The organism is Pararhodobacter sp. SW119, assembly GCF_017811755.1.
Classification (GTDB): Bacteria; Pseudomonadota; Alphaproteobacteria; order Rhodobacterales; family Rhodobacteraceae; genus Pararhodobacter.
On record NZ_JADDJF010000013.1, the window covers coordinates 85,923 to 92,036 of the forward strand.

Genomic DNA, 6,114 nt, shown 5'->3' on the forward strand with positions numbered 1-6,114 from the left:
GGTGGGCTGACAGGAGAAGAACGATGCTGCAACCGAAACGGACGAAGTTCCGCAAACAGCACAAGGGCCGCATCCGGGGCGCTGCGAAGGGTGGGTTTGACCTGAACTTCGGGTCCTTCGGGCTGAAGGCGGTCGAGCCGGAGCGCATCACTGCGCGCCAGATCGAAGCCGCACGCCGCGCGATGACGCGTCACATGAAGCGTCAGGGGCGGGTCTGGATCCGGATTTTCCCCGACGTCCCGGTCTCGTCGAAGCCGACCGAAGTGCGGATGGGTAAGGGCAAGGGCTCGGTCGACTTCTGGGCTGCTCGCGTGAAACCCGGCCGCGTGATGTTCGAGATTGACGGGGTGGGCGAAGTTGTGGCAAGGGAAGCGCTGCGCTTGGCAGCGATGAAGCTGCCGATCAAGACTCGCGTCGTAGCGCGCGAGGATTGGTAAGTAACCGAGGCTCCGCCGTGCGGGTGGGGCTTCCAATTTTTTCGGACCCACCAGGTACAAGAGTGACCCGTTCCGGGGCTCTCTGGTGAGATGAGAGGACCTAGGCGATGAACGCCATCGAACTGAGACAGAAGACACCGGACCAGCTGCGCGATCAGTTGGTCGCCCTGAAGAAGGAAGCGTTCAACCTGCGCTTCCAGAAGGCGACCAACCAGACCGAGAATACTGCGCGGATGCGTCAGGTGCGTCGCGACGCCGCGCGGGTGAAAACCGTGCTTAACGAAAAAGCCCGCGAAGCGGCGGCGAACTGAGGAGCGAGACCATGCCCAAACGCATCCTGCAAGGCACGGTGACGAGCGACAAGAACGAACAGACCGTGACGGTCCTGGTCGAACGTCGTTTCACGCATCCGATGATGAAGAAGACCGTGCGCTTCACCAAGAAGTATCGGGCGCACGACCCGGAAAACGTATTCAAGGTTGGCGATCAGGTCCGGATTGAGGAATGCGCGCCAATCTCGAAAACCAAACGCTGGAGGGTGGTGACCGAAGCTTCGGCTTGACGTCACACCTTCTGGTTTGATCGAAACCCTGGGACCGCCAGAGTAGCAGGTTCCCAAAGGTCGGGAGAAACCCATGATCCAGATGCAGACCAATCTGGATGTAGCTGACAACTCCGGCGCGCGCCGGGTGCAGTGCATCAAGGTTCTCGGCGGTTCGCACCGTCGATACGCTTCTGTAGGCGATATCATCGTCGTTTCGGTGAAAGAGGCGATCCCTCGGGGTCGGGTCAAGAAAGGCGATGTACGCAAGGCGGTTGTCGTGCGGACTGCCAAGGAAGTGCGTCGCGAAGACGGCACCGCCATTCGCTTCGACCGTAATGCCGCCGTCATACTGAACAACCAGGGCGAGCCGGTCGGTACCCGGATTTTCGGGCCGGTCGTTCGTGAATTGCGCGCGAAGAACTTCATGAAGATCATTTCGCTGGCGCCGGAGGTGCTCTGATGGCTGCGAAACTGAAAAAAGGCGACAAGGTCGTCGTGCTGGCCGGCAAGGACAAGGGCAAGAAGGGCGAGATCGCCCAGGTCATGCCCAAGGACAACAAGGCCATTGTCGACGGCGTCAACATCTCGATTCGCCACACCAAGCAGAGCGCGTCGACGCAGGGCGGTCGGTTGCCGCGTTCCATGCCGATCGACCTGTCGAACCTTGCGCTCGTCGATGGCAACGGTAAGGCCACGCGCGCCGGTTTCCGTGTCGAGGACGGCAAGAAAGTGCGTTTCGCCAAGACGACCGGAGAGGTGATCTGATGCTGGACACTGCCACCTACACCCCGCGTCTGAAGGCGCTTTACCGTGAGACCATCCGGGCCGCGCTCAAGGAAGAGTTCGGTTACAAGAACGACATGCAGATCCCGAAGCTCGACAAGATCGTGCTGAACATGGGGATCGGAGAAGCTGTCAAGGACACCAAGAAGGTGAAGTCCGCTCAGGAAGACCTCACGGCAATCGCGGGTCAGAAGGCCGTGATCACCAAGGCGAAGAACTCGATCGCGGGCTTCCGCGTGCGCGAGGACATGCCGCTTGGCGTCAAGGTCACGCTGCGCGGCGAACGGATGTACGAATTCCTCGACCGCCTGATCACGATCGCGCTGCCCCGCGTTCGCGACTTCCGCGGCGTCAAGGGCTCGTCCTTCGACGGGCGTGGGAACTATGCCATGGGCGTGAAGGAGCATATCGTTTTCCCAGAGATCGATTTCGACAAGGTCGACGAAGTCTGGGGTATGGACGTGATCATCTGCACCACCGCGAAAACCGATGCGGAAGCCAAGGCGCTGTTGAAGCATCTCAACATGCCCTTCAATAGCTGACGCGGAAGGAGAGAGAACAATGGCCAAGAAATCCATGGTCGAACGCCAGAAGAAGCGGGAGCGCCTGGTGCAGAAGCATGCCGCCAAGCGCAACGCGCTGAAGGCCGTCGCCAATGACCAGAGCGCCTCGATGGAAGATCGTTTCAAGGCGAGCCTGAAGCTTGCGCAACTTCCGCGCAATTCCTCACCGACCCGCTTGCACAATCGGTGCGAACTGACCGGTCGCCCGAAGGGCTACTATCGCAAGCTGAAACTCAGCCGGATCATGCTGCGTGAACTTGGCTCGTTCGGCCAGATTCCCGGCATGGTCAAATCGAGCTGGTAAGGAGGGGATGAGATGTCAATGAATGATCCTCTCGGCGATATGCTGACCCGGATCCGCAACGCGCAACTGCGCGGCAAGTCGAGCGTGCGCTCGCCTGCCTCGAAGCTGCGCGCCTGGGTGCTCGATGTGCTGGCCGGCGAAGGCTACATCCGGGGCTATGAGCGTGTCACCACGTCCGAAGGCCACGAAGAACTGGAGATCGCTTTGAAATACGCCTCTGGCGAACCGGCGATCCGGGAATTGAAGCGCGTCTCGAAACCGGGTCGGCGTGTCTACGCGGGTGTCAAGGACATCCCGTCGGTGCGCAACGGCCTTGGGGTTTCGGTCGTATCGACGCCCAAGGGCGTCATGTCGGATGCAGCAGCGCGCGCGGCCAATGTCGGCGGCGAAGTGCTCTGCCGCGTGTTCTGAGGAGGGCTGTCATGTCTCGTATTGGCAAGAAGCCGGTCGAACTGCCAAAAGGTGTAAGCGCGACCGTCTCGGGCCAGACCATCGAGGTCAAGGGGCCCAAGGGAAGCCGCAGCTTCACCGCGACCGACGACATCGATATCAAGCTCGAGGACAACGTCGTCCATGTCGCGCCGCGCGGCCTGTCCAAGCGCGCGCGCCAGCAATGGGGCATGTCTCGCTCGATGGTGGCGAACCTCGCGCAGGGTGTGACCGATGGCTTCAAGAGGGAACTGGAACTGGTCGGCGTCGGCTACCGGGCTGCGATGCAGGGCAAGGACCTGAAGCTCTCGCTCGGCTACAGCCACGAGGTTGTGTTCGACGTTCCGGCCGGTGTCACCGTCACGACGCCCAAGCCCACCGAGATCATCGTGGAGGGCAGCGACCAGCAGCTGGTCGGCCAAGTCGCCGCGAACATCCGCGAGTGGCGCCGTCCCGAGCCCTACAAGGGCAAGGGGATCCGCTACAAGGGCGAATACATCTTCCGCAAGGAAGGCAAGAAGAAGTAAGGGCGCATCAGATGGCGAACACGAAGAGAAAGCTGTTCCAGAAGCGCCGCCTGCGCGTGCGGAACAAGTTGCGGAAGATGGCCAACGGGCGCATGCGCCTGTCGGTGCACCGCTCGAACCGGAATATCAGCGCACAGCTGATCGACGACATTCGCGGCGTTACCGTTGCGTCGGCCTCGACGCTCGAGAAGGATCTCGGCGTGATCGGCGTGAACAATGTCGATGCCGCGACCAAGGTCGGCTCCAAGTTGGCCGAACGTGCCAAGGCGGCCGGCGTCGAGGAGTGTTATTTCGACCGGGGGGGCTTCCTGTATCACGGGAAGGTCAAGGCGCTGGCCGACGCTGCCCGTGAGGGCGGCCTGAAGTTCTGAGGAGACGATCATGGCAGAGAGAGATAACCGCCGGGACCGCCGCGACCGCGATGAGAACCCGGAATTCGCCGATCGTCTGGTGGCGATCAACCGCGTGTCGAAAACGGTGAAGGGCGGCAAGCGCTTCGGCTTTGCGGCGCTCGTCGTCGTCGGCGACCAGAAGGGCCGCGTCGGCTTCGGCAAGGGCAAGGCCAAGGAAGTGCCCGAGGCGGTGCGCAAGGCGACCGAGCAGGCCAAGCGCTCGATGGTTCGGGTGCCACTGCGCGACGGGCGCACGCTGCACCACGACATCGAAGGCCGTCACGGGGCGGGCAAGGTGATCATGCGCTCGGCCGTGGCCGGGACCGGGATCATCGCCGGTGGCCCGATGCGCGCCGTGTTCGAGATGCTGGGCCTGCAGGATGTTGTTGCCAAGTCGCTGGGTAGCCAGAACCCCTACAACATGATCCGCGCCACGATCGACGGCCTGAAGCGGGAATCGAGCCCCCGCATGGTCGCGCAGCGTCGCGGAAAGAAGGTGGCCGATATCCTGCGCAAGGACGAACCGCAGACAGCGGAAGCCTGAGGAGGGCAGATCATGGCAAAGACCATCGTAGTCAAGCAGGTCGGCTCGCCGATCCGTCGTCCCAAGGTTCAGCGCGACACGCTCAAGGGGCTGGGCCTGAACAAGATGCACCGTACCCGCGAATTGGAGGACACGCCCTCCGTGCGCGGCATGGTCGACTCGATCCCGCATCTTGTACAGATCGTCGAAGAGCGCGGCTGATACCCGCGTCACGCTCCGGCACTTCGATCAGACAGGCGACGAACGGTTCCTCGTTCGCCGCCTGTTTTCTTTCTGTGGGTCGTTGACGTCGTCGTCCCTGGTTTTATATTTTCCGGCTGATCAGATCGGCAGGTAGCGTTTGGGCCACCTGTGGAAGCCGGTCTGGCTCCGGATGAGATCGCGGTCGTTTGTGAGTGGGACGCAGCGCGTGGCGAGGACGGCGTCGAGGTTTTCGAGAGTGTCGAAGTGGCGTTTCGCGATGGGTTCGTCCACATGGACCCAGAGGGTTTCGGCCAGTTGCAGTTCCGGCGAATAGGGCGGGAGGTATGGTCTGCCGCGACTGAGTTGTCCAGGTTGATTTATAGTGCATCGTTGGCCGCTGGTCCATTGGGACCAAGGCTTCCGGCGCGCTTGGACGGTAGTCCAGCGAGCTGTGCGGCCTCACGGTGTTGTAGTGGCGTCGCCATCCTTCGATGAGAATCAGGGCCTCCCTGAGCGAGTAGAAGATCTCGGCGTTCAGCAGTTCATCGCGGAACCTGACGTTGAAACGTAAGCATTCGACGAGAGCCGCGGTCAGGCGGCCTTGACGTTGGGTTTGGGCGCAGCCCAGTGCCACGGCAGCAGTTTCGGCATGCGAGAGACGTGCATGTCGGAGATGCGGGCGATAGCGTCGGCGAGCCAGGCCTGCGGATAAATGCCGTTCAGCTTTGCCGTGCCAATCAGCGTATACATGTCGGCGGCGCGTTGTCCACCTCGTTAGGAGCCTGCGAAGAGAAAGGATTTCCGTCTCGTTAGGAGCCTGCGAAGAGCCAGGATTTCCGTCCGAGGGGCACGCCGCGCAGGGCCCGCTCGGCGGCTGACCGCCTCTGGGTCCAAAAATGCCCTTGCGCATGACGGATACTCTCTTCTAGCGATCAAGCTACTATTTTACGGCGTTCCTGATCTAGACGCTCACTTTGAAGTCGATCAGTCGGGCCTGAACGCTTCATCCGGTTCATTGGCGACAAGGTTCACTTTGCAAAAGAAATTGTGCCTGGTGTTCCCGTCGAGCACTTCGTGGCCTTTGAACGAATCTTCCAGAGTGTCGAGCGGATTGTTAACCGGTATGAGGATCTCGGTGCCGATGTTCGGCTCTGCTTCTGCGATCAGGGTGTATGCTGCGAGCATCCGGGACAGAAACACCGGGAGTATCCGTCATTCGCAAGAGGGTTTTTCGACCCATAGGCGGTCGGCTTTGACCAGCGCGTTGGCAGTCTCGAGGAGCTTGCGCATGATCGCGACGATGGCGAGCTTTGCAGGTTTTCCGGCGGCGCGCAGCGCGGTGTATTTCGCCTTGAGGTCGGGATTGAAGCGCATGGCAACGAGAGCCGGCATGTAGAGCGCGTCGCGC

13 protein-coding genes and 3 pseudogenes are annotated in these 6,114 nt (G+C 61.4%); 12 read left to right on the plus strand and 4 right to left on the minus strand.

The features are described 5' to 3' along the window. Positions 1 to 23: 23 nt before the first annotated feature. The 12 genes from rplP (at position 24) to rpmD (ending at position 4,724) form a co-directional block, all read left to right on the plus strand. Positions 24 to 437 carry a 50S ribosomal protein L16 gene (gene rplP, locus IM708_RS10100; protein WP_209426398.1) on the plus strand — a complete coding sequence of 138 codons (414 nt, stop codon included), beginning with the start codon at positions 24 to 26 and terminating at the stop codon, positions 435 to 437. Between the two features lie 107 nt (positions 438 to 544). After that, positions 545 to 748 carry a 50S ribosomal protein L29 gene (rpmC, locus tag IM708_RS10105; RefSeq protein ID WP_209426399.1) on the plus strand — a complete coding sequence of 68 codons (204 nt, stop codon included), beginning with the start codon at positions 545 to 547 and terminating at the stop codon, positions 746 to 748. An 11-nt stretch (positions 749 to 759) separates the two neighbouring features. Then, positions 760 to 999: a 30S ribosomal protein S17 gene (gene rpsQ, locus IM708_RS10110; RefSeq protein ID WP_209426400.1), complete on the plus strand. Its 240-nt coding sequence runs from the start codon at positions 760 to 762 to the stop codon at positions 997 to 999. Positions 1,000 to 1,072: 73 nt separating this feature from the next. After that, the gene (gene rplN / locus IM708_RS10115; RefSeq protein WP_022705624.1) at positions 1,073 to 1,441 is read left to right on the plus strand and encodes a 50S ribosomal protein L14; all 369 of its coding nucleotides are present in this window, start codon (positions 1,073 to 1,075) and stop codon (positions 1,439 to 1,441) included. Continuing rightward, on the plus strand, positions 1,441 to 1,746 hold the full coding sequence (rplX, locus tag IM708_RS10120) for a 50S ribosomal protein L24 (RefSeq protein ID WP_209426401.1): 306 nt from the start codon (positions 1,441 to 1,443) through the stop codon (positions 1,744 to 1,746). Before rplN ends, rplX begins: the two co-directional genes overlap by 1 nt. Beyond that, a complete protein-coding gene (rplE, locus tag IM708_RS10125; RefSeq protein WP_209426402.1) occupies positions 1,746 to 2,306 on the plus strand; it encodes a 50S ribosomal protein L5 in 561 nt (186 codons plus the stop codon). Before rplX ends, rplE begins: the two co-directional genes overlap by 1 nt. 19 nt (positions 2,307 to 2,325) lie before the next feature. Then, positions 2,326 to 2,631, plus strand: coding sequence for a 30S ribosomal protein S14 (rpsN, locus tag IM708_RS10130; RefSeq protein WP_209426403.1), 306 nt, complete (start codon positions 2,326 to 2,328; stop codon positions 2,629 to 2,631). A 12-nt stretch (positions 2,632 to 2,643) separates the two neighbouring features. Beyond that, positions 2,644 to 3,042: a 30S ribosomal protein S8 gene (rpsH, locus tag IM708_RS10135; RefSeq protein ID WP_209426404.1), complete on the plus strand. Its 399-nt coding sequence runs from the start codon at positions 2,644 to 2,646 to the stop codon at positions 3,040 to 3,042. An 11-nt stretch (positions 3,043 to 3,053) separates the two neighbouring features. Next, the gene (gene rplF, locus IM708_RS10140) at positions 3,054 to 3,587 is read left to right on the plus strand and encodes a 50S ribosomal protein L6 (protein ID WP_209426405.1); all 534 of its coding nucleotides are present in this window, start codon (positions 3,054 to 3,056) and stop codon (positions 3,585 to 3,587) included. A gap of 11 nt (positions 3,588 to 3,598) precedes the next feature. Beyond that, positions 3,599 to 3,958 carry a 50S ribosomal protein L18 gene (gene rplR / locus IM708_RS10145; protein WP_209426406.1) on the plus strand — a complete coding sequence of 120 codons (360 nt, stop codon included), beginning with the start codon at positions 3,599 to 3,601 and terminating at the stop codon, positions 3,956 to 3,958. A 10-nt stretch (positions 3,959 to 3,968) separates the two neighbouring features. Next, positions 3,969 to 4,523, plus strand: a complete 555-nt coding sequence (gene rpsE / locus IM708_RS10150) for a 30S ribosomal protein S5 (RefSeq protein ID WP_209426407.1) — start codon at positions 3,969 to 3,971, stop codon at positions 4,521 to 4,523. 12 nt (positions 4,524 to 4,535) lie between these two features. Next, positions 4,536 to 4,724, plus strand: a complete 189-nt coding sequence (gene rpmD, locus IM708_RS10155; RefSeq protein WP_209426408.1) for a 50S ribosomal protein L30 — start codon at positions 4,536 to 4,538, stop codon at positions 4,722 to 4,724. 394 nt (positions 4,725 to 5,118) lie between these two features. On the opposite strand, the pseudogene IM708_RS10160 reads toward rpmD, so the two are convergent. The 4 genes and pseudogenes from IM708_RS10160 to IM708_RS10175 form a co-directional block, all read right to left on the minus strand. Next, positions 5,119 to 5,271: pseudogene (locus tag IM708_RS10160) on the minus strand (transposase); the annotation flags it as partial. Positions 5,272 to 5,297: 26 nt separating this feature from the next. Then, positions 5,298 to 5,584 (minus strand): annotated as a pseudogene (locus IM708_RS10165) (transposase domain-containing protein); the annotation flags it as partial. Positions 5,585 to 5,690: 106 nt separating this feature from the next. Then, positions 5,691 to 5,906 (minus strand): hypothetical protein, encoded by a 216-nt coding sequence (locus IM708_RS10170; RefSeq protein WP_209426409.1) that lies wholly within the window; start codon positions 5,904 to 5,906, stop codon positions 5,691 to 5,693. A gap of 12 nt (positions 5,907 to 5,918) precedes the next feature. Then, positions 5,919 to 6,114 (minus strand): annotated as a pseudogene (locus tag IM708_RS10175) (IS110 family transposase); the annotation flags it as partial.

What these genes read in the sequence shown, in the direction of transcription:
- rplP (WP_209426398.1), top strand. Translation starts at nt 24, where the DNA reads ATGCTGCAACCGAAACGGACGAAGTTCCGCAAACAGCACAAGGGCCGC.
- rpmC (WP_209426399.1), top strand. Translation starts at nt 545, where the DNA reads ATGAACGCCATCGAACTGAGACAGAAGACACCGGACCAGCTGCGCGAT.
- rpsQ (WP_209426400.1), top strand. Translation starts at nt 760, where the DNA reads ATGCCCAAACGCATCCTGCAAGGCACGGTGACGAGCGACAAGAACGAA.
- rplN (WP_022705624.1), top strand. Translation starts at nt 1,073, where the DNA reads ATGATCCAGATGCAGACCAATCTGGATGTAGCTGACAACTCCGGCGCG.
- rplX (WP_209426401.1), top strand. Translation starts at nt 1,441, where the DNA reads ATGGCTGCGAAACTGAAAAAAGGCGACAAGGTCGTCGTGCTGGCCGGC.
- rplE (WP_209426402.1), top strand. Translation starts at nt 1,746, where the DNA reads ATGCTGGACACTGCCACCTACACCCCGCGTCTGAAGGCGCTTTACCGT.
- rpsN (WP_209426403.1), top strand. Translation starts at nt 2,326, where the DNA reads ATGGCCAAGAAATCCATGGTCGAACGCCAGAAGAAGCGGGAGCGCCTG.
- rpsH (WP_209426404.1), top strand. Translation starts at nt 2,644, where the DNA reads ATGTCAATGAATGATCCTCTCGGCGATATGCTGACCCGGATCCGCAAC.
- rplF (WP_209426405.1), top strand. Translation starts at nt 3,054, where the DNA reads ATGTCTCGTATTGGCAAGAAGCCGGTCGAACTGCCAAAAGGTGTAAGC.
- rplR (WP_209426406.1), top strand. Translation starts at nt 3,599, where the DNA reads ATGGCGAACACGAAGAGAAAGCTGTTCCAGAAGCGCCGCCTGCGCGTG.
- rpsE (WP_209426407.1), top strand. Translation starts at nt 3,969, where the DNA reads ATGGCAGAGAGAGATAACCGCCGGGACCGCCGCGACCGCGATGAGAAC.
- rpmD (WP_209426408.1), top strand. Translation starts at nt 4,536, where the DNA reads ATGGCAAAGACCATCGTAGTCAAGCAGGTCGGCTCGCCGATCCGTCGT.